22 protein-coding genes and 1 pseudogene are annotated in these 23,833 nt (G+C 54.0%); 10 read left to right on the forward strand and 13 right to left on the reverse strand.

Going from position 1 to position 23,833, the window contains the following annotated elements:
- Positions 1–174, forward strand: a pseudogene (locus ACI2I2_RS04000) (IS110 family transposase); the annotation flags it as partial.
- Positions 175–226: 52 nt separating this feature from the next.
- On the opposite strand, the gene pyk reads toward ACI2I2_RS04000, so the two are convergent.
- Both pyk and ACI2I2_RS04010 read right to left on the reverse strand, forming a co-directional pair.
- Positions 227–1,669 carry a pyruvate kinase gene (gene pyk / locus ACI2I2_RS04005; RefSeq protein ID WP_404656733.1) on the reverse strand — a complete coding sequence of 481 codons (1,443 nt, stop codon included), beginning with the start codon at positions 1,667–1,669 and terminating at the stop codon, positions 227–229.
- Between the two features lie 124 nt (positions 1,670–1,793).
- Positions 1,794–2,663, reverse strand: coding sequence for a MurR/RpiR family transcriptional regulator (locus ACI2I2_RS04010; RefSeq protein ID WP_404656919.1), 870 nt, complete (start codon positions 2,661–2,663; stop codon positions 1,794–1,796).
- 356 nt (positions 2,664–3,019) lie between these two features.
- Between ACI2I2_RS04010 and zwf the strand changes: the two genes are divergently transcribed.
- The 3 genes from zwf (at position 3,020) to ACI2I2_RS04025 (ending at position 7,220) form a co-directional block, all read left to right on the forward strand.
- Entirely contained in the window at positions 3,020–4,495 is a 1,476-nt protein-coding gene (gene zwf / locus ACI2I2_RS04015; protein ID WP_312625967.1) for a glucose-6-phosphate dehydrogenase, read from the forward strand.
- Between the two features lie 235 nt (positions 4,496–4,730).
- Entirely contained in the window at positions 4,731–6,542 is a 1,812-nt protein-coding gene (gene edd, locus ACI2I2_RS04020) for a phosphogluconate dehydratase (RefSeq protein WP_404656734.1), read from the forward strand.
- Positions 6,543–6,581: 39 nt separating this feature from the next.
- Positions 6,582–7,220 carry a bifunctional 4-hydroxy-2-oxoglutarate aldolase/2-dehydro-3-deoxy-phosphogluconate aldolase gene (locus ACI2I2_RS04025; protein WP_330983666.1) on the forward strand — a complete coding sequence of 213 codons (639 nt, stop codon included), beginning with the start codon at positions 6,582–6,584 and terminating at the stop codon, positions 7,218–7,220.
- A gap of 174 nt (positions 7,221–7,394) precedes the next feature.
- Here ACI2I2_RS04025 and purT read toward each other — a convergent pair whose 3' ends face one another.
- Positions 7,395–8,573 carry a formate-dependent phosphoribosylglycinamide formyltransferase gene (gene purT, locus ACI2I2_RS04030; protein WP_404656735.1) on the reverse strand — a complete coding sequence of 393 codons (1,179 nt, stop codon included), beginning with the start codon at positions 8,571–8,573 and terminating at the stop codon, positions 7,395–7,397.
- 178 nt (positions 8,574–8,751) lie between these two features.
- On the opposite strand from purT, the gene ACI2I2_RS04035 reads away from it, so the two are divergent.
- Together ACI2I2_RS04035 and ptrB are read left to right on the forward strand one after the other, a co-directional pair.
- Positions 8,752–9,405: a tellurite resistance TerB family protein gene (locus ACI2I2_RS04035; RefSeq protein WP_404656736.1), complete on the forward strand. Its 654-nt coding sequence runs from the start codon at positions 8,752–8,754 to the stop codon at positions 9,403–9,405.
- Positions 9,406–9,487: 82 nt separating this feature from the next.
- A complete protein-coding gene (gene ptrB / locus ACI2I2_RS04040) occupies positions 9,488–11,548 on the forward strand; it encodes an oligopeptidase B (protein WP_404656737.1) in 2,061 nt (686 codons plus the stop codon).
- Here the strand turns inward: ptrB and exoX are convergent, their stop codons facing one another.
- The 3 genes from exoX to ACI2I2_RS04055 all read right to left on the reverse strand — a co-directional run bounded on the left by exoX (position 11,549) and on the right by ACI2I2_RS04055 (position 13,254).
- Positions 11,549–12,208 (reverse strand): exodeoxyribonuclease X, encoded by a 660-nt coding sequence (gene exoX / locus ACI2I2_RS04045; RefSeq protein ID WP_330983662.1) that lies wholly within the window; start codon positions 12,206–12,208, stop codon positions 11,549–11,551. It abuts the gene before it with no gap.
- Positions 12,209–12,235: 27 nt separating this feature from the next.
- Positions 12,236–12,928 carry a nitrilase-related carbon-nitrogen hydrolase gene (locus ACI2I2_RS04050; RefSeq protein ID WP_404656738.1) on the reverse strand — a complete coding sequence of 231 codons (693 nt, stop codon included), beginning with the start codon at positions 12,926–12,928 and terminating at the stop codon, positions 12,236–12,238.
- 95 nt (positions 12,929–13,023) lie between these two features.
- Entirely contained in the window at positions 13,024–13,254 is a 231-nt protein-coding gene (locus ACI2I2_RS04055) for a DNA polymerase III subunit theta (protein ID WP_330983661.1), read from the reverse strand.
- A gap of 138 nt (positions 13,255–13,392) precedes the next feature.
- Here ACI2I2_RS04055 and yobA point away from each other — a divergent pair, with 138 nt between their 5' ends.
- The 3 genes from yobA to ACI2I2_RS04070 are packed head-to-tail and all read left to right on the forward strand — an operon-like array spanning position 13,393 to position 14,994.
- On the forward strand, positions 13,393–13,767 hold the full coding sequence (yobA, locus tag ACI2I2_RS04060) for a CopC domain-containing protein YobA (RefSeq protein ID WP_404656739.1): 375 nt from the start codon (positions 13,393–13,395) through the stop codon (positions 13,765–13,767).
- 2 nt (positions 13,768–13,769) lie between these two features.
- Positions 13,770–14,639 (forward strand): copper homeostasis membrane protein CopD, encoded by an 870-nt coding sequence (gene copD / locus ACI2I2_RS04065; protein WP_404656740.1) that lies wholly within the window; start codon positions 13,770–13,772, stop codon positions 14,637–14,639.
- A gap of 16 nt (positions 14,640–14,655) precedes the next feature.
- A complete protein-coding gene (locus ACI2I2_RS04070; RefSeq protein ID WP_404656741.1) occupies positions 14,656–14,994 on the forward strand; it encodes a YebY family protein in 339 nt (112 codons plus the stop codon).
- Positions 14,995–15,678: 684 nt separating this feature from the next.
- Here ACI2I2_RS04070 and ACI2I2_RS04075 read toward each other — a convergent pair.
- Both ACI2I2_RS04075 and ACI2I2_RS04080 read right to left on the reverse strand, forming a co-directional pair.
- A complete protein-coding gene (locus ACI2I2_RS04075; protein WP_404656742.1) occupies positions 15,679–15,822 on the reverse strand; it encodes an Ecr family regulatory small membrane protein in 144 nt (47 codons plus the stop codon).
- A 122-nt stretch (positions 15,823–15,944) separates the two neighbouring features.
- Positions 15,945–16,901, reverse strand: coding sequence for a VirK/YbjX family protein (locus ACI2I2_RS04080; protein WP_404656743.1), 957 nt, complete (start codon positions 16,899–16,901; stop codon positions 15,945–15,947).
- A gap of 161 nt (positions 16,902–17,062) precedes the next feature.
- On the opposite strand from ACI2I2_RS04080, the gene pphA reads away from it, so the two are divergent.
- Entirely contained in the window at positions 17,063–17,707 is a 645-nt protein-coding gene (gene pphA, locus ACI2I2_RS04085; protein ID WP_404656744.1) for a protein-serine/threonine phosphatase, read from the forward strand.
- Here pphA and ACI2I2_RS04090 read toward each other — a convergent pair whose 3' ends face one another.
- The 5 genes from ACI2I2_RS04090 to yebS form a co-directional block, all read right to left on the reverse strand.
- On the reverse strand, positions 17,708–17,899 hold the full coding sequence (locus ACI2I2_RS04090; protein WP_404656745.1) for a YebW family protein: 192 nt from the start codon (positions 17,897–17,899) through the stop codon (positions 17,708–17,710).
- Positions 17,900–17,999: 100 nt separating this feature from the next.
- Positions 18,000–18,239, reverse strand: coding sequence for a YebV family protein (locus ACI2I2_RS04095; protein ID WP_330983592.1), 240 nt, complete (start codon positions 18,237–18,239; stop codon positions 18,000–18,002).
- A gap of 112 nt (positions 18,240–18,351) precedes the next feature.
- On the reverse strand, positions 18,352–19,776 hold the full coding sequence (gene rsmF, locus ACI2I2_RS04100) for a 16S rRNA (cytosine(1407)-C(5))-methyltransferase RsmF (RefSeq protein WP_404656746.1): 1,425 nt from the start codon (positions 19,774–19,776) through the stop codon (positions 18,352–18,354).
- An 80-nt stretch (positions 19,777–19,856) separates the two neighbouring features.
- Entirely contained in the window at positions 19,857–22,493 is a 2,637-nt protein-coding gene (locus ACI2I2_RS04105; protein ID WP_404656747.1) for an MlaD family protein, read from the reverse strand.
- Complete coding sequence (gene yebS / locus ACI2I2_RS04110) at positions 22,462–23,745, reverse strand: membrane integrity lipid transport subunit YebS (protein WP_404656748.1); 1,284 nt, start codon at positions 23,743–23,745, stop codon at positions 22,462–22,464. The genes ACI2I2_RS04105 and yebS overlap by 32 nt, the downstream gene beginning before the upstream one ends.
- Positions 23,746–23,833: the final 88 nt, after the last annotated feature.

Here is a 23,833-nt window from a genome sequence, read left to right on the forward strand (position 1 = left end):
TACAAAACAGAATGGGGCCGGGTGTTCAGGGAAAGGCTGGAGAAAAACGGGAAGAACGCGAAGCTGATAATCGGGGCAATGATGCGAAAACTGGCGCAGGTGGCGTACGGCGTCCTGAAATCAGGACGCCCGTTCGATGCCACGTTGCACACAGAAAATGCTTGCGTGGCATAACAGTATCTACATTTTTTGTAGGCCCGGCAAGCTTGCGCCGCCGGGCAGTATTTTACTCGACAGTCAGAATACGAGTAGTGTTGGTGGTACCAACAGTACTCATCACGTCGCCCTGAGTCACGATAACCAGGTCACCGGACACCAGATAGCCTTTATCACGCAGCAGATTAACGGCATCGCTGGCTGCTGCCACACCGTCGGTTGCACTGTCGAAGTGGACCGGGGTTACCCCGCGGTACAGTGACGTCAGGTTCAGCGTGCGTTCATGGCGAGACATGGCGAAAATCGGCAGGCCGGAACTGATACGAGACGTCATCAGGGCAGTACGGCCTGATTCGGTCATAGAGATAATCGCGGAAACCCCTTTCAGGTGGTTTGCAGCATACATTGCGGACATCGCAATAGCTTCTTCCACGTTATCGAACTGTACATCCAGACGGTGCTTGGAGACGTTGATGCTTGGGATTTTTTCGGCACCCAGACAAACTCGTGCCATGGCAGCAACGGTTTCTGAAGGGTACTGGCCTGCGGCGGTTTCCGCAGAAAGCATCACGGCATCGGTACCATCCAGCACGGCGTTAGCCACGTCCATGACTTCTGCACGGGTTGGCATTGGGTTGGTGATCATCGATTCCATCATCTGAGTGGCGGTGATCACCGCGCGGTTCAGCTGACGAGCACGACGAATCAGCGCTTTCTGAATACCGACCAGTTCCGGGTCGCCAATTTCAACACCCAGGTCACCACGTGCAACCATTACTACGTCGGAGGCGAGGATAATATCGTCCATCGCGTCCTGGCTGCAGACCGCTTCAGCACGTTCCACTTTCGCGACGATTTTGGCATCACAACCTGCATCGCGAGCCAGGCGGCGCGCGTAGTTCAGGTCTTCACCGCAGCGCGGGAAGGAAACCGCCAGATAGTCTACGCCAATCAGGGCGGCGGTCTGGATATCGGCTTTGTCTTTTTCAGTCAGGGCTTCCGCGGACAGGCCGCCGCCCAGTTTGTTGATGCCTTTATTGTTGGACAGTGGGCCACCAACGGTGACTTCGGTGAACACTTTCATGCCCTGAACTTCGAGCACTTTAAGCTGCACACGACCATCGTCTAACAACAGGATATCGCCAGGCACGACGTCAGCAGGCAGGCCTTTGTAGTCGATACCGACTTTGTCTTTGTCGCCTTCGCCTTTACCCAGGTTGGCATCAAGCAGGAATTTGTCGCCAATGTTCAGGAACACTTTCCCTTCTTTGAAGGTAGACACACGGATTTTTGGTCCCTGCAGATCGCCAAGAATGGCGACGTGACGACCCAGTTTGGCGGCTATCTCACGGACTTTATCGGCACGAAGCTTATGATCTTCGGCGCTGCCGTGAGAGAAGTTCATGCGGACAACGTTCGCACCAGCGGCAATAACCTTCTCCAGGTTATTATCGCGGTCGGTCGCCGGGCCTAACGTGGTCACGATTTTGGTTCTGCGAAGCCTTCTGGACATGTAATACTCCGTTGCTGAAACAATTTTGGTGTTGCGTGAACAGGAATCGGGGGTCCGCCTGTGCATAGTCTACTGCTGGAACTTACCCGAATGTACAAATAGGTTACAAGCTTGTTATAAACTTTTAGTGATTTTCACTGCCAACCCGCAGTTCCTTATCAAACCGCGATTCTTTTAATGCTTCCTTGACCCGCTTCAAGTTATCCCGGAATTTTGCGCCACGCCGCAAAGTAAAGCCTGTGGCAAGCACATCAATCACGGTGAGCTGGGCAAGGCGAGAAACCATTGGCATATAAATGTCGGTATCTTCCGGCACGTCCAGCGTAATGGCCAGAGAAGCCTCACGCGCCAGCGGCGTGCCAGCGGAGGTGAGGGCGATAACCATAGCATCGTTTTCCCTTGCGAGCTGCGCAAGTTCGACCAGGTTCTTGGTTCGCCCGGTGTGGGAAATCAGCACCACCACGTCGCCATCGCTGCAATTCATACAGCTCATTCTTTGCAGGACAATGTCATCGGAATAGATAACCGGCACGTTGAAGCGGAAAAACTTGTTCATGGCATCGTGCGCGACAGCGGCGGAAGAACCCAGCCCGAAGAAGGCAATTTTCCTGGACTGAGTCAGCAAATCCACCGCACGATTGATGGCCGACATATCAAGAGATTGCCGTACATGGTCGAGGCTTGCCATAGCCGATTCGAAGATTTTCCCCGTGTAGGCTTCAACGCTGTCGTCTTCATCGACATTACGGTTTACGTAAGGCGTGCCGTTCGCAAGACTTTGTGCCAGATGCAGCTTAAAATCAGGGAAGCCTCGGGTATCCAGGCTGCGGCAGAAACGGTTAACGGTAGGTTCGCTAACGGCTGCCTGAAGCGCCAGCGTGGCAATACTGGAGTGGATGGCCTGACTCGGGGAGGCGAGGATCACTTCCGCCACTTTCCGCTCGGATTTGCTAAGGTTTTCTAGGTGAGACTGGATTTTTTCCAGCATGTTCATGGTTAACAGACGCTCATCGGTGAAAGCGATTCCATTAATGGATGAAATCGGCATGCATTTTAGTGAGAATATACCCCTGTGCCCGCGGCAATGCTGAGGAAAGAGGACAATTTACGTTGTTTTTTTTCATTACATGATCAGAGTCGCCTTTTGCCCGACGTGAACTGGCGAAATGACGAACAAAATGAAGCGATTGACTCGGAAATGATGCCCTTTTTTTCCCGGAAATGCCTTTATATGGCGTCGACGGGCGGTTCAGGGTTTCGGCATTCACGTAAACACAGTACAGTGCAGCGTAAGAAAATTACAAATAGCGCCTGGCAGAAGCACCAGGCAATCCAACTGAGGAGAATGACATGGCGGTAACGCAAACGGCCCAGGCATGCGATCTGGTCATTTTCGGCGCGAAAGGCGATCTGGCGCGTCGTAAATTGCTGCCTTCCCTGTATCAACTGGAGAAAGCGGGCCAGATCCATCCGGACACCCGTATTCTTGGGGTAGGGCGTGCCGATTGGGATAAAGATGCATACACCAAAGTGGTGCGCGAGGCGCTGGAAACCTTCATGAAGGAGAAGATTGACGAGAGTCTGTGGGACACCCTTAGCGGTCGCCTGGACTTCTGCAATCTGGATGTCAACGACACCAAAGCCTTCACCCGTTTGGGCAAAATGCTCGATCAGAAAGAGCGCGTGACCATCAACTATTTCGCGATGCCGCCAAGCACTTTTGGCGCCATCTGCAAAGGGCTGGGTGAGGCGAAGCTCAACGCCAAACCGGCACGTGTCGTGATGGAGAAACCGCTGGGAACCTCTCTGGCAACCTCTCGCGAAATCAACGATCAGGTGGGCGAATACTTCGAAGAGTGCCAGGTTTACCGTATCGACCACTATCTCGGTAAAGAAACGGTCCTGAACCTGCTGGCGCTGCGCTTTGCTAACTCTCTGTTCGTCAACAACTGGGATTCCCGCACTATCGATCACGTGGAAATCACCGTGGCGGAAGAAGTGGGCATCGAAGGCCGTTGGGGATATTTTGATCAGGCCGGGCAGATGCGCGACATGATCCAGAACCACCTGCTGCAAATTCTGTGCATGATTGCGATGTCACCGCCGTCTGACCTGAGCGCGGACAGCATTCGCGATGCGAAAGTGAAAGTGTTGAAATCGCTGCGTCGTATCGACCGCTCAAACGTGCGTGATAAAACCGTACGCGGTCAGTACACCGCCGGGTTTGCCCAGGGCAAAAAAGTGCCGGGCTATCTGGAAGAAGAAGGCGCGAATAAGAGCAGCAACACCGAAACCTTCGTGGCTATCCGTGTGGATATCGACGACTGGCGCTGGGCTGGCGTGCCGTTCTACCTGCGTACCGGTAAACGTCTGCCGACCAAATGTTCCGAAGTTGTCGTTTACTTCAAAACCCCAGAACTCAACCTGTTCAAAGAGTCCTGGCAAGAACTGCCACAGAACAAACTGACCATTCGTTTGCAGCCAGACGAAGGCGTGGACATTCAGATCCTCAACAAAGTGCCGGGTCTGGATCACAAGCACAACCTGCAGACTACCAAGCTGGATCTGAGCTACTCCGAAACCTTCAACGAAACGCATCTGGCCGATGCCTACGAGCGTCTGCTGCTGGAAACCATGCGCGGTATTCAGGCGCTGTTCGTGCGTCGTGATGAAGTGGAAGAGGCGTGGAAATGGGTCGACTCCATCACCGAAGCGTGGGCCGCCGATCAGGATGCGCCAAAACCGTATCAGGCAGGCACATGGGGACCGGTTGCTTCCGTGGCGATGATCACCCGTGACGGCCGCTCCTGGAACGAGTTCGAGTAAAATCAGATGCTACTCCGATCAGGGTATTTTACCGGTAACATGATCTGACACAGCATCTCGTGCGATATTTGCGCATTTAAGCCCCGGGTGGTTCACCATCGGGGCTTTTTTTATTACACTCAAGGGAGATGAATTTGCCCCTGAGCTACAGCACACGCGCGTTTCAGCATTGTTAATCACTCCTGAATTTCGTGTTAATGCCTAAGCCCAGACACTCAGAATTTGAGGAGCTTTTATGAATCCTGTATTGTTACGCGTAACACAACGCATTGTTGAACGCTCACAAAAGACCCGCAGTGCCTACCTCGCCAGGATTAAGCAGGCTAAATCCGATACCGTCCAACGCTCCAGTCTGGCGTGTGGGAATTTGGCTCATGGCTTTGCTGCCTGTCAGCCCGATGACAAAGCGTCGCTGAAAAGCATGCTTCGTAACAATATCGCGATCATTACCTCCTACAACGACATGCTGTCGGCACATCAGCCCTATGAACACTATCCGGATGTGATCCGTAAAGCGCTGCACAGCGTCAACGCGGTCGGTCAGGTTGCTGGCGGTGTTCCTGCCATGTGTGATGGTGTGACGCAAGGTCAGGACGGCATGGAGCTTTCTTTGCTGAGCCGTGAAGTGATTGCAATGTCCGCAGCGGTCGGGCTGTCTCACAATATGTTTGATGGCGCGCTGTATCTGGGCGTGTGCGATAAAATTGTCCCGGGGTTGGCAATGGCGGCGCTCTCCTTCGGTCATCTTCCTTCTATCTTCATTCCGTCTGGCCCCATGGCGAGCGGTCTGCCGAACAAAGAAAAAGTGCGCATACGTCAGCTTTACGCTGAAGGCAAAGTGGATCGCATGGCGCTGCTGGAATCTGAAGCGGCTTCTTATCACGCGCCAGGCACCTGTACTTTCTACGGCACAGCCAATACCAACCAGATGGTTATTGAGTTTATGGGCATGCAGTTGCCGGGGTCGTCGTTCGTACATCCGGATGCGCCAATGCGTGAGCTGCTGACTGCGGCTGCTGCACGCCAGGTGACGCGTATGACCGGTAACGGCAACGAATGGATGCCGCTCGGTAAAATGTTCGATGAGAAAGTGGTGGTGAACGGCATTGTCGCTCTGCTGGCTACCGGCGGTTCCACTAACCACACCATGCACCTGGTGGCGATGGCTCGCGCTGCTGGCATCATCATTAACTGGGATGATTTCTCTGACCTGTCTGATGTGGTGCCGCTGATGGCGCGTTTGTACCCGAACGGTCCTGCGGATATCAACCACTTCCAGGCGGCGGGCGGCGTGCCTGTGCTGGTGCGTGAACTGCTGAAAGGCGGATTGCTGCATGAAGACGTGGACACCGTGGCCGGTCATGGCCTGCATCGTTACACCCTGGAGCCATGGCTGAATAACGGTGAACTGGACTGGCGTGAAGGGGCGCAGGCGTCGCTGGATGAAGCGGTTATCGCCAGCTTCGACAAACCTTTCTCTCATCACGGTGGCACCAAAGTGCTGAGCGGTAACCTGGGACGCGCGGTGATGAAAACCTCTGCCGTACCGGTGGAGAATCAGGTTATCGAAGCGCCAGCGGTGGTCTTTGAAAGCCAGCATGACGTCTTGCCAGCCTTCGAAGCTGGCCTGCTGGACAAAGATTGCGTGGTGGTGGTGCGTCTTCAGGGACCAAAAGCCAACGGCATGCCAGAATTACATAAACTTATGCCGCCATTAGGTGTATTATTGGACCGCCGTTTCAAAATTGCGTTAGTCACCGATGGACGCCTTTCCGGTGCATCCGGTAAAGTACCTTCAGCCATTCACGTCACCCCGGAAGCTTACGACGGGGGTCTGCTGGCGAAAGTCCACGATGGCGACATGATTCGTGTTAATGGCCAGACAGGTGAACTGACCCTGCTGGTAGATGAAGCGGAACTGGCAGCACGTAAGCCACATATTCCTGATTTGAGCGCACAACGAGTGGGCACCGGACGTGAGTTGTTTGGCGCGCTGCGTGAAAACCTCTCTGGTGCGGAGCAGGGCGCAACCTGCATCACTTTTTAATACGACAAGTTTACTCATTCTGGCGAGAGAACAACTCTGATGAAAAACTGGAAAACAACAGCAGAAGCAATCCTGACCAACGGCCCGGTTGTCCCGGTTATCGTGGTTAACAAACTGGAACACGCGGTGCCAATGGCGAAAGCACTGGTTGCTGGTGGCGTGCGCGTACTGGAAGTGACGCTGCGTACTGCATGTGCGATGGACGCTATCCGCGCCATTGCGAAAGAAGTGCCGGACGCTATCGTCGGTGCAGGTACCGTGACTAACGTTCAGCAGTTGAAAGAAGTGACCGAAGCCGGTGCGCAGTTTGCCATCAGCCCGGGCCTGACTGAGCCTCTGCTGAAAGCCGCTACCGAAGGCACTATCCCGCTGATCCCGGGCATCAGCACGGTGTCCGAACTGATGCTGGGCATGGATTACGGCCTGAAAGAGTTCAAATTCTTCCCGGCGGAAGCAAACGGCGGTACTAAAGCACTGCAGGCGATTGCGGGTCCGTTCGCTCACATCCGTTTCTGCCCAACTGGCGGCATCTCACCGGCGAACTACCGTGACTACCTGGCGCTGAAGAGCGTGCTGTGTATCGGCGGTTCCTGGTTGGTCCCAGCCGATGCGCTGGAATCTGGCGATTACGACCGCATCACCAAAATTGCTCGCGAAGCGGTTGAAGGCGCGAAATAAACTGCAAAAACCTTCTTTCTAAGAAGGTTTTTTAGTGAGTGCACACTCTCCCGTGGGAGAGGGAAGGGGTGAGGGCACCAGACCGCACCCAATTTAATGCCCGGTAAGCGTAAGCGCCACCGGGCATTTTTTTAGTTTTGTAGGCCGGGCAAACAACGTGCCGCCCGGCATGTTTTATCCGTGAATACTCACTGCTGCAGCCGCCACTTTCGCCCGCTTAACCGCAGTTTCCACATCTTCCGCCACGGCTAACGCCACGCCCAAACGACGTGTTCCGTCGATATCCGGCTTGCCAAACAGGCGCAATTGCACACTCGCCCCAACAGCGGCTTCAAGATTGCCGAAGCTCACATTGTTGCTGGTCATTTCAGGCAAAATCACCGCCGAAGCTGACGGGCCGTACTGACGAATCGCGCCAATCGGTAAACCCAGGAACGCGCGAACGTGCAGTGCAAACTCAGACAGATCCTGTGAAATCAGCGTCACCATGCCAGTGTCGTGTGGGCGAGGAGAAACTTCACTGAAGATAACCTCGTCGCCGCAGACGAACAGTTCGACGCCAAACAAGCCGTAACCGCCTAACGCCAGCACTACTTCACGGGCGATAGCCTCCGCACGCTCCAGTGCCAGCGCGCTCATCTGCTGTGGCTGCCAGGATTCGCGGTAATCGCCATCTTCCTGGCGATGGCCGACGGGGGCACAAAAATGCACACCATCTGCGGCACTGACGGTCAGCAGGGTGATTTCGAAATCAAACTTGACCACACCTTCTACAATGACTCGACCGGCACCCGCGCGCCCACCTTGCTGGGCATATTGCCAGGCGGCGCTAAGCTGATCTTCGGTGCGAATAAAGCTTTGGCCTTTACCCGATGAACTCATCACCGGCTTGATGATGCAAGGCAGGCCAATCTCTGCCACGGCACCACGGAAGGCTGTTTCGCTGTCCGCAAAACGGTAGCTGGAGGTAGGCAGCTTCAACTCTTCTGCTGCGAGGCGGCGAATGCCTTCGCGGTTCATGGTGAGCTTTGTCGCGCGAGCGCAGGGAACCACGTGCTGCCCGGCTTGTTCCAGTTCAATCAGCATATCGGTGGCGATCGCTTCAATTTCTGGCACGATAAAATCGGGCTTTTCCTGCTCCACCAGCGCTTTAAGCGCCTGTCCCTCGAGCATATTAATGACGTGGCTGCGGTGCGCGACGTGCATCGCAGGCGCATCGGCGTAACGGTCAACGGCAATCACTTCAATGCCCAAACGCTGGCACTCAATGGCCACTTCTTTTCCCAGCTCGCCAGAGCCTAATAACATTACGCGGGTTGCCGCCGGACGCAGCGCGGTGCCTAGTACAGTCATAACGAAATTCCACAGTAAAAAAGTGGCCGCCAGTATATACGAAAACGTTTGCGTCTGTCTTCCCGCAGAACAGCAGACGATGAGGTTAGGGACTTTGCGTATCTTTAGCCAGCCCAGACGAAACCTTACATCGTCTCGCTTAGTCTGGAAGAATTCATCACTGCGCCGCGAGGAAATCATGGCTAACTGGCTCAATCAACTCCAGTCTTTACTCGGTCAATCTTCTTCCTCTGCTCAGCCTTCTGGCGAGCAGGGGCTTAGCAAACTGCTGGTGCCAGGCGCACTCGGTGGTCTCGCCGGCTTGCTGGTGTCCAGCAAATCCTCCCGCAAACTGTTAGCCAAATACGGTACAGGCGCGTTATTGGTTGGCGGTGGGGCGGTGGCTGGCACCGTGCTGTGGAATAAATACAAAGACAAAGTGAAAACCGCGCATCAGGGTGAACCGCAGTTCGGGCAACAAACTAGCCCTGTGGATGTGCGAACAGAGCGTCTGATTTATGCCCTGGTGTTTGCTGCAAAGAGTGATGGGCACATTGACGACCAGGAACGTGCCGCCATTGAGCAGCAGTTGCAGGAGGCGGGTGTGGAATCACAGGGGCGTCAATTGGTGGAGAAAGCCATTGCTCAGCCACTAGATCCTCAACTTCTGGCCCGTGATGTCCGCAATGAAGAGGAAGCTCTGGAGCTTTATTTCCTCAGCTGTGCTGCCATCGATATCGATCACTTTATGGAACGCAGTTATCTCAACGCGCTGGGTGATGCACTGAAAATCCCCCAGGACGTTCGTGACGGCATCGAAGCCGACCTGAAGGCACAAAAACAAGCCGTTTAACGCCACATTGGCAGGTTTCGCTTGCATCGTTCTGCACTTTTGCCACCCTTAGGGTAAATGTATTACGCAGAAGAACAACGACATGCCACCAAAAGCAAAACGCATTCCCCACGTCATGACCCTGCATGGCGACACGCGAACCGACAATTACTTCTGGCTGCGCGACGATGATCGTTCACAGCCAGCAGTACTCGACTATCTGAAGCAGGAAAATGACTACGGGCGTGAAGTGATGGCTTCACAGCGTAGCCTGCAAGATAAGGTGCTGAAGGAGATTGTGGACCGTATTCCACAGCGCGAGGTTTCTGCTCCCTATACGAAGAACGGGTATCGCTACCGGCAGATTTATGAACCGGGCTGCGAGTATGCGCTCTATCAGCGTCAGTCTGTTCAGAAAGAAGAATGGGATGAATGGGAGCTGTTGCTCGACAGCAATCAGCGCGCGGCACACAGCGAGTTTTATACCCTCGGCGGGCTGGGCATTTCGCCAGACAATACCCTGATGGCTTTAACGGAAGACTATCTTTCGCGCCGCCAGTATGGCCTGCGAATTCGCAACCTGGAAACCGAGAACTGGTACCCGGAAACGCTGGAGAACATCGAGCCCGAATTTGTGTGGGGCAACGATTCACAAACGATTTATTACGTGCGTAAACACCCGACCACGTTGCTGCCTTATCAGGTATGGCGGCATACCGTTGGAATGCCGGTCTCTGCTGACGAAATGGTGTATGAAGAACAGGACGACATGTTTTATGTCAGCCTGCATAAAACCAGCTCGAAGCACTATGTGATCATTTACCTCTCAAGTGCCACCACCAGTGAAGTGCTGCTGCTGGATGCCGAAATGCCGGATGCACAGCCGATCTGTTTCCTGCCTCGTCGCAAAGATCATGAGTACAGCGTCGACCATTTCCAGCACAATTTTTATCTTCGCTCTAACCGTGACGGGAAAAATTTTGGTCTCTATCGCACCTCTGTTCGCGACGAAAGCCGCTGGGAAACGCTGATCCCGGCGCGTGATGATGTGATGCTTGAAGGCTTTACCCTGTTTACCGACTGGCTGGTGGTGGAAGAGCGCCAGCGTGGGCTGACCAGCCTGAGGCAAATTAACCGTAAAACACGGGAAGTCACGGGTATCGCCTTTGACGATCCGGCTTATGTCACCTGGGTGGCCTACAACCCTGAATCAGATACTTCGCGCCTGCGTTACGGTTATTCATCAATGACAACGCCAGACACGTTGTTTGAGCTGAACATGGACACCGGCGAGCGCAAAGTGCTCAAGCAGCAGGAAGTGAAGGGCTTTGACGCAAGCCTCTATCGCAGCGAGCATTTGTGGATCAAAGCGCGTGATGGCGTCGAGGTGCCGGTGTCGCTGGTCTATCACCGCAAGCATTTCCGCCAGGGCAAAAATCCATTGCTGGTGTATGGCTACGGTTCTTATGGTGCCAGCATGGACGCCGATTTCAGCAGCAGCCGTTTAAGCCTGCTCGACCGGGGTTTTGTGTTTGCCATTGCACATGTTCGCGGTGGCGGCGAACTGGGCCAGCAGTGGTACGAAGACGGCAAATTCCTGCTGAAGAAAAACACTTTCAATGATTATCTCGACGTTTGTGATGCGTTACTGGCGCAAGGTTTTGGCAGTCCTGCTTTGTGCTACGGCATGGGCGGAAGCGCCGGAGGCATGCTGATGGGAGCCGCCATCAATGAGCGTCCGGAACTGTTCCACGGGGTGATCGCACAGGTTCCGTTTGTTGATGTTGTGACCACCATGCTCGACGAATCGATTCCTCTCACTACCGGTGAGTTTGAAGAATGGGGCAATCCACAGGATGAGGAATACTATCGCTACATGAAAGAATACAGCCCGTACGATAACGTGGCAGCGAAAGCTTATCCTCATCTGCTGGTGACCACCGGCCTGCACGATTCGCAGGTTCAGTACTGGGAACCGGCAAAATGGGTGGCGAAGCTGCGTGAACTCAAGACCGATGATAATTTGCTGTTGCTCTGTACGGAGATGGATTCCGGGCACGGCGGTAAATCAGGGCGTTTCAAAAGCTATGAGGGCGTGGCGCTGGAATACACTTTCCTGATTGCGCTGGCCCAGGGGACGTTACCGGGCCAGGCACCGCGTTGATTATTCGCCGAGCCAGTGTTTGAGCGTTAAACGCAGCTCGGGGCTCATCGAATTGAGATTGTTGAACAGCCAGCGGAGGTAGCCGGGATCGTTCTCGGCCACTTCTGCAACAGGCTTGCCGCGGTATTTGCCAAAGGTGAAGGTGGTCAACAATGCCGGGCGACCGGTGATATCGGCCATCTGATCTGGCGTCCAGCCCGACACGTTGATGATGTCGATAAGCAACGCCGCGGTGATATAGCAGTCGTACAGTGCGCGGTGATGATGCAGGCCGGGGGGCGTTACAACGTTAAGCTTGCGGGATTTATACAGCGCCATATTGCTGTATTTAATGCCCGGCCACAGACGGCGTGCCAGCTTCATGGTGCAAATCCAGTCCCCGTTCATTTCTGGCAGAACGCGGCGGTCAAAGCTGGCATTGTGCGCGACATACCACGTGCTGCCCTGATAGTGCGGCACCACTTCCTCAATCCACGGTTTGTCAGCCACCATCTCTTCGGTGATGCGATGGATAGCCATCGCCTGAGGGCTTATCGGTCGGTCTGGCCTCACCAGATGGCTCATCGGGTTCGTTATCTTGCCGTCAACGATATCCACTGAGGCGATCTCAACCACGCCGCCCTGTAAATCGCAGGTTTCCGTATCGATAACGCGTAACATAATGTTCTCCCGGCTAAAAAGGGAAGGTTATGCGTCGCAGCGGATTTCGTCAATGGCGTAACGGTGTTCGTGCAAAGGAATGATGTCGCCCTCCCAGCCGCTGGAATATTTTCGCCCGGTCAGCAGAAGTTCACCGCTGTCAGCCCGAACAATGAGTTGACCATTTTCGTCCCATAAAGCACTGCCATCAGCGTAGTTCGATTTCAGGACCGCAATCGCGTACTTATGCGCGAGGCGCTGCAGCTGTTGCACGGATTGTTGCTGCTGAAATTCGCGAGTGCAGGTGCCCGCGGCCAGTAAAGTAGCGGAGGGATCAAGCTCGTGGCCTTCGGCATCCGGCGGCAGCACACTGACCTGGTTGGCCTTCGGTGTCAGACAGGTGCCCTGGCCCTGGCTTAAAATAAGCGGAGAGGGTGCATCAGGCAGAAAAATGGCGACGCCTTTGCGGGCTTCTCCATTCACCTCTACAGGTAAGCCTGCAACGATAGTCATGCGATGACGAGCCGCAGCAAAACTCAAGGGTTGTAACAGTTCTTGATCGGGAGGAGCAGGAAGGGGATGACGCTTTCCGGGGCCTGTTAAGGAGAGCTCCGGGAAAACAATCAGATTGCAGGCCAACGTCGAGGCCGCTTCGATAAAACGCAAATGCAGTGCAACGTGTTCCGCAACGCTCCTGTTACGGGTTGGGTACTGGGCTGCAGCAATGGTCCATGCAGGCATAGTGGTTTCCTTACACAATGTCCCTGGTGAATGCTTCAGAATCTTCTCAAGATTGTAGCAGGGGTTATGTAAGGAAGTGTAACAAAGGAAAAATCTTACTTCTGTTTTGGCTCGTACGGCAGGCGAGAGAGATTCACGGAAGCCAGACGGTGCGCGATCAAACGCTCGCGAAACCAGTCACGCAGATGGCCTGGCTGCTCGCGTTCAACCACTTCAGCAATAACCGGCATATTGTAGCGCTCTTTAAATGCCACACCCGCAGCCGCCAAATCGACATTGACCTTGTCCATCTCGTCTTGCGGAATTTTTGCCAGATTGTTTTCCATGATGTGCTCCTTCTTAAACCTGGGCAGAAATTACTAAGAGTGTCTCAGAATAGCAAGCCCGGCGGCGGTGAATCTCGACGCGAACATTATACAGCGTTATTCTTGGCGACAGATACATAACAAAAGGGAATGAAGAGAATGACCCCCATCGCTTCTCGCGCATTGAGCGCGGCGGTTTTCCTGACCTGCATGTTAACGACTTCCACAGCACTGGCACATGCCCATCTTAAACATCAATATCCCGCAGCCGATGCTCAGGTCACAGCAGCGCCTCAGGCGCTGACTCTGAACTTCTCGGAAGGGGTTGAAGTGAAATTCAGCGGCGTGACCTTAACGGGGCCGCAGCAGGCGCAAATCCCAGTGGGAACAGCGAAACTGAATGAAAAAGACAACACGCAGTTGATTGTCCCGGTTGAGCAAGCGCTGAAACCGGGCGATTACACCGTTGACTGGCATGTTGTGTCGGTGGACGGGCATAAAACCAAAGGCCAGTATCACTTCAGCGTGAAATAAGCGTGTTGGCTTCATTCTATATCGGACTGCGCTGGGGGCATTTTGTCTGCCTGATGCTGGCATTTGGTTGCGTCCTGTACTCGGCCTGGTGGGCTGAGCCTCAGGTTCGACGCCTGATAAGCCAGCGTTTTTCACGGTTGCTTTCCGTTACGCTCTTCCTCAGCGCCAGCAGCGCGACCCTGATGCTGATGTTGCAGGGAGGGCTGATGGGCAATGGCTGGAGCGACGTCGTCCAGCCGGATATCTGGCTGCTGGTGGCTGGTACACGCTTTGGCAGTATCTGGCTGTGGCAAATCCTGTTGGCGTGGATTACCGTCGTGGTGTGGTGGCTGCGGCCATCACGGTTGATGCCGCTGCTGCTCATTCTTTGCGTCGCACAGTTTTTGTTGATGGCCGGTGTCGGCCATGCTGCAATGCGTGAAGGCATGAGCGGCGTGCTACAGCGCACCAATCACGCGATTCATCTGCTGTGCGCGGCCGCCTGGTTTGGCGGCCTGTTGCCGTTCGCCTATTGCGTTCGTTTAGCACAAGGGCGCTGGCGAGCCAGTGCTATCGCCACCATGATGCGTTTCTCGCGATATGGACATCTGGCGGTGGCGGGCGTGGTGTTGAGTGGCCTGATGAACGCATTTTTGATCCAGGGATCGCTGTACACCGACACGGCATACGGCACTCTGCTGGTGGTGAAAATGGGGCTGGTGGCACTGATGGTCGCCATTGCGCTCATAAACCGGTATGTTCTGGTCCCGCGAATGGCAGCGGATCGGCAGCATATTGAAAAACTGTTCTTGCGCCTGACGCAGGCTGAAATGGTATTAGGGGCTCTGGTGCTGGCGGCGGTAAGCGCTTTCGCCACCTGGGAACCGTTCTGAAATTATTGGCGAAATCATGAAAAAACTCGTTCTGTCACTCGTGTTACTGGCAACTTCTGGAGCGGCTCTTGCCGCCCCGCAGGTGATCACCGTCAGCCGCTTTGAAGTCGGCAAAGATAAGTGGGCATTTAATCGTGAAGAGGTGATGTTGACCTGTCGTCCGGGCAATGCGCTGTATGCCATTAATCCCAGCACGCTGGTGCAGTACCCGCTGAACGCGGTGGCTGAACAAGAAGTGAAAGAGGGGAAAACAACGGCACAGCCCATTTCGGTGATTCAGATTGACGATCCGGCCCATGCTGGCCAAAAAATGAGCCTTGAGCCGTTTATTTCGCGTGCCGAGAAACTCTGCTGAAGCGTAACGCTAACCGTTTGATGTGCAATAAAAAACCGCAAGTTATTCTGACGAATACTTGCGGTTTTTGTTTTTTGTGACGCTTTGCTCACGGTTTTTTTTTGACCACTTTTGTCGCGGACTGGAAAACCTGGCATGGTCATCTATTCTTAAAGGGCAAGGCGACTTTAGCCTGCATTAATGCCAACTTTTAGCGCACGGCTCTCTCCCAAGAGCCATTTCCCTGGACCGAATACAGGAATCGTATTCGGTCTCTTTTTATCTGCAAGTCCAGTCAATGGCTTACAACAGTCGATGCGAAAATTTCCCACACTTTTGCCCCGACCTGAATCTTTTATATCACAACACTTTCGGTCTTAACATTTCTTTTACACGATTTTTTTGCGTCTACAGACAAAAAAAATCCCCTTCGCTTCGCAGGGCAAAGGGGAAAGCTTGCAATAAATATTATAGTATCGGACTCACTTTGCGGCTTACAGGGATATGCAGCGCCACAGGTGGTTGGTCTGAAAGTTGCGCGTCCAGGGAATATGGATTCAGACAGACCTGAAATGCAAATCGATGGGTTGTCGGGATGAACAATCACGTCACTTTACATTTCGGCATTCATGGTATTAAGGAAGCGGAGTGGGTTCAAACGGCATCTTGTTTTTTTTTGCATTTTAATCCGCAACAAGTGACGTTTTACTCAGGTGTGACAATCTCGGGATACAACAGTGTTTCCAGATAACTGACCATCACCCAAATCTGGTTACTGAAAATAAACCAGACGCAAACCGCCAGAATAAGCAGCACAATGATTATCAGGGCAATTTCAGTTTTGCTCATAGCCAGAATCTTTCGCCTGCAGACTAACGGAAGGGAGTAGTCTGATGATAACGAAAGTTCTGTGTCCGACGCAATCGATGTAAGGGAAGGACTCTGCCCACGGGCGGGCAGATCATCCTGTTTCATTTGTCTGAAGCGGGGAACAGGGCAGCAAACTGCACGGCCATGTCATCCAGCAGCGCAAAGCGACGACGGTATTCAGCGCGTTTTTTGCTGGCAATCTCTTCGAGCGATTTGCGCTCTTGCTGCACAGGCAACTCCCAACGGAATGCATTGCGTTTTACGCCGTCAATTGAAGCCCAAAACTCATCGTAGCTGGCATGGAAGTGACGGCCTTTGCTAAAGCGATAGCGCAGGGCGCGGAATACGTGGCCATTATCGCTCACGCCGCTAAGCGTGGTAATGCCGCACTGGCTGGCCAGCAGGCCAAAAAATTCAACCAGGATGCGTTTTGGGAATACCCCGTAGCAAGCACGAGTGGCAAGCTTAATGACCTCATGCGAAACGCCTCGACGCGGCCCTTGTAGCCCGCCGACCACCAGTTCCCAACCTTTGCTGCTGCGCGTAATACAAAAGGTCGCGCTGGCCAGCACGGTATTTTGCGCATCACAGAACCAGACGGTGCTTTCGCCTTCACGCTCGGCCTTGTGAGCACAAGAGGCATACAGGGTAAATTCCGCGCCATCTTTGCCTTCCAGCTTCAGCAGCTCTGTGGGCTCTGTCGCTGTTAACGCCGTCACCAGCGCCGGGCTTTGCACTGAGTCGATAAATTCATAATGCCCGACAATGGCGTCTGCACGCTGCGTGGAGGATAAGCCACGCGCTAAGTACTGCCGGTGTGTTTTGCTCGGCAATGTGACCTGGGCTTTTAGCAGTTGCATAAAGTCCTGGCGCTTGCCAAGGCTGTCCAGCATCCGCCGGGTGGCTGAGTAGAAAATCACCGTGCGCAGTAAGAATTTCAGGCGGTAATCCACCTCTTTCCAGATTGGCGCAGGGGTAAGCTTGCCTTTGACTAAATCTGAAATAAGATGCGCGCGAGGCGCAGGCGAATACCCGGAATGCAGTGTATTGTCCGACACGATAATAACCTCTTCATTGCTATGAGGCTATTTTAGCGGCGTAGCGAGCTGAGCTTAATGGGCTGGGGAAGTATATTCCGGGTTTGTTTATCCTTGATTTAAGTTATTCACCCGTCTCACCTTCAGTACCACCTCCTATACTTATATCAGGGGGCATCATTATGTATCAGAGAATTGACGGTACGCAGTGCCAACACATCTGGCTAACCGGCGATCTGCACGGTTGCTATCGCCTGTTAATGAATAAACTCAACGCCCTGAAATTTAATCCTTATCAGGATTTACTTATTTCGGTAGGTGACCTTATCGACCGCGGCCCTGACAGTCTGAAATGCCTCGAACTGATTCATCAGAAATGGTTTTTTGCTATTCGTGGCAATCACGAACAAATGGCGATGGATGCCCTTGAGCATCAGCAATTGTCATTATGGGCATTGAATGGCGGCGCGTGGTTTGAGGAGGAGTCGGCTGAAGCAAAAGCGGAGGCCAGACTGCTGTTGCTGGAGTGTCATCAACTGCCGTACATCATCGAAGTGGATACGCACTCTGGCGTTCATGTCATTGCGCATGCCGACTATCCGGCGGACAGTTATCACTGGCAGAAAGAGGTCGACTGGCATCGGGTGTTATGGGACAGACAACGTCTGAGCGATCATCTGGAGGGCAAGCATTCAACCATTACTGGCGCGGATCACTTTTGGTTTGGACACACGCCGCTGAAGCACCGTTATGATGCCAGCAATCAGCATTACATCGATACCGGGGCGGTGTTTGGCGGCGAGCTAACGCTGGTGCAGTTACAGTGATTATAAATCGCTGTAGTGCTGTGCCGGATGCCAGAAACCGTCGATAAAGTCCTCCACCGGGAAACATCCTCCCTGACGCAAACGCTGATCGTCCATCGCGCGTACGCACTGAGGCTCGGTGTTATAGACATCAACCACGATATCCTCACACCCTCCGTCGAGATAACAGATAAACAAAACCAGAGCGAACATCGTGTCCTCACGTTAGTGCAACGTAAGGTAAGTGTAGACAAAGCGGAGCGGGGGGACGGTTTGGAGTAAATAACCCGCCTGCGGGCGGGTTCTCTTTGGGCTATGCGAGACGCATCACCCAGGCATCGGACTGACGATCATAATGCTGACGGTAGAGGACAGAATGTTCCCCATCGAGAAGGGCGGGAACGCTGGTATCGGCATCCCAGGCATCAAGCTGCATGCACAAATCGGGATCGGATTTACAGGGAATGCTTAACGTTCGCTCCCCTTGCTGCTCGCCATGCAGCTCGGCATCATCGATTTCGAAGGCGCCAATGCGTACGCTGGTTTTCGTCATAATGCTCTCCGGTTATCTGCTTCGTTGTGGTACGACCAGTTAGGCCGCCCATTTTTCAGCGTAGACAAGCCGGAGCAATTTGCCAGTCAGAACGTGCTTATTTTTTCCCGCTTTACACCTTGCCAGCGAAAAGTTTGCCATCGCGAACCAGCTCACGAGGGTAGCTATTTTTTAGTCGCGAACCGACTTTTTTGGCGATCCCCAACGGATGCCCTTGAAACGTCACAATAACCTCATCGCGGCCTGGCGGCGATTCAGGCCAGACATCACGCCCGCGATACCACTCTTCGGCTTCTTCCTGAGTGAGTTCAAAACGTGCGCTTTTTTCACTTGCGAGGGCGATAACCGCTTCATGCTGCCAGCGGAAGCCTTTATTGAAGGTCTCTGCCAGGCGCAGGCCAATACGAGAAAAACGCACTTTGCCAAGCAGTGGTTCTATCTCTGTCGGGAAAAGCCAGATCTCTTTATCTCGCTGCCAGAGCGAATGGGTTTCATCCCACTGCAAGCCAACGGCTTGTGCGGCTTGCGCCACAGCGGCCGCTTCGCGGGTTTTCATTGGCATGAACGGAAACTTACCGACTTTATAACCTGGCGCAGGTAGGGCAGGGATCGCGGCGGTTTTACGCAGCCTTGCCACGAAGAAACCTTCGCAATCATAAATTTGTGGGAAGACGTGCAGATAACCTTCGGCGGTCAACGCTTTTTCCGCTTCCGGGAAGAGCGCATTCAGAGGCGTAACTTCGACAGCCTGCGGATACTCGGCCAGCAGCCAGGCCAGCACATCCTCGTTTTCTTCCCGATTGAGTGTGCAGGTGGAATACACCAGCGTTCCGCCAGGCTTTAACGCATGAAACGCACTTTCGAGGAGTTCTCGCTGGGTCTGGGCAATGGCGTTATTACTTTCCATGGACCAATTTTTCAGCGCATCGGGATCTTTTCGGACCACGCCTTCACCGGAGCAAGGCGCATCCAGCAGAATGGCGTCAAACGCTTCTGGCACGGCGGCACCAAAAACGCGGCCATCAAAATGCGTCAGAGCAACGTTGCTGATCCCACAGCGGCTGATATTCGCGTGCAGCACTTTGACACGGCTGGCGGAATATTCGTTGGCCAGAATCGCCCCCTGATTATTCATCCGCGCGGCAATCTGCGTGGTTTTAGAGCCTGGCGCAGCCGCCACGTCCATGACTCGCTGAGGCTGGTTACCTTCGGCAAAAAGCGCCGTGACGGGCAGCATCGAACTGGCTTCCTGAATATAAAACAGGCCGCTCATGTGCTCCGCTGTGCTGCCTAACGGCAGGGCATCTTCGTCTTCGCGCTCGATCCAGAATCCTTCTTCGCACCACGGAACCTGCGTCAGTTGCCAGCCATACGGCGCGACCAGTTGCAGAAAATCATCCACGGAGATTTTCAGCGTATTGACGCGAATACTACGTCGCAGCGGGCGCTGACAGGCGGCGATGAAATCATCGAAGGAGAGATGAGCAGGCATTGCTGCACGCATCACCTCAAGGAAAGAATCGGGAAGGTAAGCCACTAAACGCACCAAATCTAAAAAAGGAAGGCGCGCAGTTTAGCACACCGACTCCGGCTTCTTACAGCCGGAGTCGTGTGGGATCAGCGAGGCAGGGCGGTGCCCCAGTCACGCCATTCTTTCGGTTCCGTATCCTGCAACAGGAAGTGTTTGCCTTCCTGCGCTTTCGGTGCCAATGGCGTGCCTGGCGGTGTCGCAAACGAAATACCGCCGCGAATGAACTGGTTGAACGTCCCGGTCTTCACAACGCCGCCGATTATGCCGAAGTCGAGGTTGTAGCCGGAAGCCAGCCAGAACACCGAATTGTTACGCACCAGATGCTGATAACGCTGGCTGATACGCAGGGCAACCATCACCCGATCGGACAGCGAGCCCAATTGCAGGCCTGTTACGGTACCCACTTCGATTCCACGGAACAGCACTGGCGTGCCAATACTCAGCGATCCGGCTTCCGGCGCTTCCACCACAATGCTCAGGCCATCGAGATAGCGAGAGTCGGTGATGGTGGCTTCCTGCAATTCGAAGTCACGGCGCGGATTGCCACCACGGCCAGGTTCGACGTTGATGTAAGGCTGCAAAATCGTATCAAGATGCTCAACGCCCGCTGCGGAAATCTGTGGGGTGATCACCGAGAAACGTGTCCCGCCGCGCGCGAAGGTGTTCACGTACTCGGGGTAAAGTACCGCTTTCGCCTGGACTTCATTACGCGAAGTGATGAGTTCCAGAGTCTGGATTTGCCCGATATCAATACCCAGATAACGAATTGGCATCCCCGCTGAGAGCTTCCCGGCGTCAAAGGCATGCAGTGTGATTTGCCCGCCTACGGCGCGAGCCGCGGTTTCAGAAGGATACAGAATGCGCTTGTCGCCTTTACGCGCGCCAGCGCCTGCGCCGCTCAGGTTGTCGAAGCTGATTGCCCCACGCAGCGCTCGCGAAAGGGGTGAAGCCTGAACGGTTAAACCACTGCCATTCAGCTGCACTTTTGCACCGCCTTCAGCCCAGAACACGCTGTTTTGCGTTAACAGCTGGCGGTACTCTGGTTTGATATGCAGGTCGATATCAAACGCATTTGCGCGAGGACGGACTGTAATAACCTGGCCGACTTCAAACTTACGGTACAGCACCACGGAACCGGCCTGAACGTCCGGCAAGGTGTCCGCGGTCAGCGTCATGGTGGTGGTCGGCAGGTCGCCCAGGCTGTTTTCCAGTGCTTTTTCCAGATTGGCAAACAGTGGGTATTCCTTCTTCATCGGCCCTTTATCACCGGGCAGAATACGAATACCGCCGCTGATCCATTCACTGGCGCTGGCCCCAAGGAACTCAATCCCGTCAAGGCCCACTTTGACATCGACCCGGCTGTTCACCACGAACTTGCTGTCGCCATGCACCAGGTCGCGATACTGAGGGTCAATCGCTATCGAGAAAGAGACGCCTTTATTCGACAGGTTACGTTCCAGCACCTGGCCAACTTTGATGCCATGCAAAATGACCGGCTGCCCGGCATCGATGCCATAAGATTCAGGCGCTGTCAGCGAAAGGGTGATTACGCCGGGTTCCTGCAACAGCGTTTTGTCTGCTGGCACCACCACGAAGTGATCGCGCGGCTCGCCTTCACCCGGCACCAGTTCAAAGGTGCTGCCGGTCAGCAACGAGCTGAGATTGGTGTTATCGAGCGACAGTTTAGGGTTGTGCATCTCGATACGCGTATTTTCACGTAAGAGGTTCACCACGCTTGGGTCAACGGTCATTTCCCCCGTGACAGCGCCGCCAGGATTGAGATTCAGCTTGGTTAACTGACCCACTTCCAGACCCTGGTACATCAATGCTGTTGACCCCGCTTTGAGGCCAGCACCATCCGGTAAATCCAGTTTGACGATGACGCCGCGCTGGCTGTGCGCCAAATCTTCGTACAGGCCAAATTCATCGTTTTGATCTGCCGCTTTGGAGTCTTCAGGGGAGTCAAACGCGATGGCACCATTGACCAGTGCGGCCAGGCTTTCAAGCTGGACTTTCGCGCCGCTGAAATCCACGTCGGCCTTAATGCCAGAGACGTTCCAGAAGCGGCTGCCTTTTTTCACCAGATTGGTGAAGCGACGTTCAATGAGCAGGTCGATGGTCACGCCTTGCTTATTGGCGTTGATCGAATAGTCGTAAACCTTGCCGACAGGGATTTTACGGAAATAGACCAGCGAGCCGCTGTTCAGCGAGCCTAAATCAGGCGCATGCAGATGGATCATCAGCTCGCCATTGTTGAGCCGGTAGCGTGGCTGGGTATCCAGTGCGGTAAAGTGTTCTTGCGGATTCCCCCCGCCGGGCATCATCCCGATGTAGTTGCCGCCGACCAGCGCATCAAGCCCGGAGACACCAGCCAGTGAGGCTTTCGGCGTGACCAGCCAGAATTGCGTTTCGTCTTTCAACGCATCTTTCATGTCGCCTTTGATGCTGGCCTTGACCTGAATTTTGTTCAGATTTTTGGTCAGGCGCACTTCCTGGACGGTGCCCACTTCCACGCCCTGATAACGTACAGGCGTACGACCGGGGACAATACCGTCCGCGGACATAAAGTCGATGGTGATGGTGGTGCCGCGATCCTGATAGCTGTTCCAGATGAGCCAACTGGCAATCATCAGCGCGATGACCGGCAGCAGCCAAAAGGGCGAGATACGGCGTTTTGTTTTAATTCTCGCTTCAGTCGGTGAAGCGGGCGTTTCCTGACTCATGTGCATCCCAAAGTAAGCGGCTGTCCAGCCATTCAACAGCAAGAATAGTCAATATTACCGCAGCGCCGAAATAAAACGCAGCGGGTCCCATAGTAAAAGCAAGAAGTTGGTCGCGGTTGATGAGCGACATGGTTAACGAGATGACGAACAGGTCGAGCATCGACCAGCGGCCAATCCAGGTGACCAGGCGCAGCAGCAAAATTCGGGTTCGCAGGCCTTGCTCACACTTAAAATGAATGGAAATCAGCAGCGTAAGCATCACCAGCACCTTGGTGAAAGGCACCAAAATACTGGCAATAAACACCACGGCGGCGACCGCAACGTTACTGTTCGCCAGGCCCATGATGCCGGACATGATGGTGTCTTCCTGACGCGCGCCGTTCACATAGATAATCGAAATGGGCAGCAGGTTTGCCGGAAGTAAAAAGATTATCGAGGCGATCAGCGCAGCCCAACATTTTTGCAGACTATAGGGGCGACGGTGGCGAAGCGGAACGTGACAACGACGGCAGCGACCCCGGCTATCCGCAAAGCCCGTGTGATGACATCCAAGACAAACCTGCAACCCGGGATCGGCGCGAAGAGCAGGGCGCTGGGGATAAAAACGATCCCAAAGTTGTTCCACGTTGAGATGAATAAGGGTTAAAATGCTCAGTAAAACCAGTGAGATAAAGGCAACGAGGCCTATGCCTGGTTGCAGGAATGCATAATCCTGCACTTTGATTGACGCCACGCCGATCCCGACCAGGTAAATATCCAGCATCACCCATTCTTTGAGCCTTTCGAGCATCAGCAGCACGGGGCGCAAATTCATGCCCAGAATGTTTCCAAGCCACAGGTAAGCGATGGAGATAACCAGCACCAGCGGCGCACCGACAGCGCAAAACAGCACCATGGCGGCAGGAATCGGATCGCCTTGATCGGTCATCTGCCAAATGCCTTGCATCAAATCGGCATCGATACGCACGCCAAGCAGATGGAGCCGGAGCAGCGGCTCGCTCCAGGCAAAAGGCATCAGCAGCAGCATGGTGACGGCCATCGCGGCAAGGCGCGTTAATGACCAGTCTCGCCCGTCGCGAATTTTGGCATCGCAACAGGGACAATAGGCGCTCTGATGCGACTTCACCACCGGCAGGCTGAACAGCGTGTCGCACTGCGGGCAGCGGTGGAAAGCTGGCGGTGCGACAGGATTGCCGATGGCATGAACCGTGATTTTTTTCGCAGGCGTTAGTTGAGAAGCTCTTAGTGCCATTTATTCGCTTTTGAAATGAAGGTATAAATCTATCTTAACCCATGAATGGATTCATCTTGAGCCTGAGCGCATTTAATGCTTATGTAAA

It is taken from the genome of Scandinavium sp. NPDC088450, assembly GCF_044900545.1.
GTDB lineage: Bacteria > Pseudomonadota > Gammaproteobacteria > Enterobacterales > Enterobacteriaceae > Scandinavium.